Origin of the sequence: Chamaesiphon sp. VAR_69_metabat_338, assembly GCF_031423935.1 — a bacterium.
Taxonomy (GTDB): Bacteria; Cyanobacteriota; Cyanobacteriia; order Cyanobacteriales; family Chamaesiphonaceae; genus Chamaesiphon.
On record NZ_JANPGM010000331.1, the window covers coordinates 1 to 1637 of the forward strand.

The following is a 1637-nucleotide window of genomic DNA, read 5'->3' on the forward strand; positions in this document are numbered from 1 at the left end:
ATTAATCGCCTCGGCGGTATTAATTGGGGTGAATTTATCGATGCGCTTGGCGAGATCGCGCCAAGTCGATCCCGAAGCGATCGCCGATTTAGCGATTTGGTTGGTACTGGGTGCAATTCCAGCGGCGCGCTTATATTATGTAGCTTTTCAGTGGTCGAATTACTCCCAACATCCCGACCAGATTATCAAGATTTGGGAAGGTGGGATTGCCATTCATGGTGCAATTATCGGCGGCTCGATCGCGGCGATAATTTTTGCCAAACTCAAACAAATTTCCTTCTGGCAATTGGCTGATATTGTGGCCCCATCGGTGGCTTTAGGGCAAGCGATCGGCCGGTGGGGTAATTTCTTTAATTCGGAAGCTTTTGGCAGTCCGACGAATTTACCTTGGAAGTTATTTATCCCAGCCGATCGACGACCATTTGCCTACAAAAATTTCGACTACTTTCATCCGACATTTTTGTATGAATCTGTCTGGAATTTACTAGTATTCATCGGGCTGATGTGGTTATTCATCAATAATGATCGCCACCAACGATTAAAAACTGGCTCGATCTTTCTATTATATTTAATCGCTTATAGCGTCGGACGATTTGGAGTTGAGGGCTTGCGGACGGATAGTTTGATGTTTGGTACGCTCAAGACGGCACAACTCGTAAGTCTCGTCGGAATCGCGATCGGGGGTGTCGGTTTATTATGGTTGTATATTCGGCAACGGCGATTGCCCGATGTGGTGTAAGCTCGTTCCCGAACTCTCGATCCCCCAATTCAGCACCGCCACCAAATTTGATATGACTTTTACTGAAATCACCGTTACTGAATTAGCCGCCAAACTCGCAGATCCAGACAGCCAATATCAATTTGTCGATGTCCGCGAACCCCAAGAACTAGCGATTGTCGCACTGCCGAGATTTATCAACTTACCCTTGAGCGAACACGCCGATTGGTCGCCAGAGATTTACACGCGGCTGGATAAAGAGATCGAAACATTGGTATTGTGCCATCATGGGATGCGATCGGCACAGATGAGTCAGTGGCTAGTCGAGCGCGGCTTTGCCAACGTTAGCAATATTATCGGCGGCATCGATGCCTACAGCCAGATTGTCGAGCCGCGATTACCGCGCTACTAGTTAAGCGATCGCGATCCCCGATATCGGTTACGATAGTATTCTCGCAGGGCGATCCCCGGTTACCACCGCCTAGATCGATCGGTTACAATTCAGCCAGTTTTATCTTTGGTCGATCGGCTAGCATCTGGCCATCACCGATCGCTAGCAGCAGCGCATCTATTAGTAGAGAACTACCATCATTTACAATTCCGCTCAAGCGGTAGTAGTCTATGTCATTCGATTTAAATAAGCGTCATCAGCAGATTTTGTGGGCGACGATCCGCCAATATATTTCTACTGCCGAGCCGGTTGGTTCTAAAACGCTAGTAGATGGCTACAATTTAAACATCAGTCCCGCGACAATTCGCAGTGGTTTTGCGACGCTCGAAAAAGCTGGCTTCTTGTATCAACCCCATACTTCTGCGGGTAGGATTCCCTCTGACTCCGGTTATCGGTTATACGTCGATCGCTTAATTCAACCATCGCCGGAGATCGGTCGTCAACTCGAAGGCATCCTGGCCGACAAAC

The 1637-nt window shown here is 48.3% G+C and carries 2 protein-coding genes and 1 pseudogene; all 3 read left to right on the forward strand.

Features of this window, described 5'->3' with window-relative positions; translation table 11 throughout:
• Window positions 1-739, forward strand: a 739-nt coding sequence (gene lgt, locus RMO84_RS09485; RefSeq protein ID WP_310488228.1) for a prolipoprotein diacylglyceryl transferase, incomplete at its 5' end; no start/stop codon positions are given.
• A gap of 52 nt (window positions 740-791) precedes the next feature.
• Window positions 792-1130, forward strand: a complete 339-nt coding sequence (locus RMO84_RS09490) for a rhodanese-like domain-containing protein (protein WP_310488229.1) — start codon at window positions 792-794, stop codon at window positions 1128-1130.
• A 209-nt stretch (window positions 1131-1339) separates the two neighbouring features.
• Window positions 1340-1637: pseudogene (locus RMO84_RS09495) on the forward strand (heat-inducible transcriptional repressor HrcA); the annotation flags it as partial.

What these genes read in the sequence shown, in the direction of transcription:
- RMO84_RS09490 (WP_310488229.1), top strand. Translation starts at nt 792, where the DNA reads ATGACTTTTACTGAAATCACCGTTACTGAATTAGCCGCCAAACTCGCA.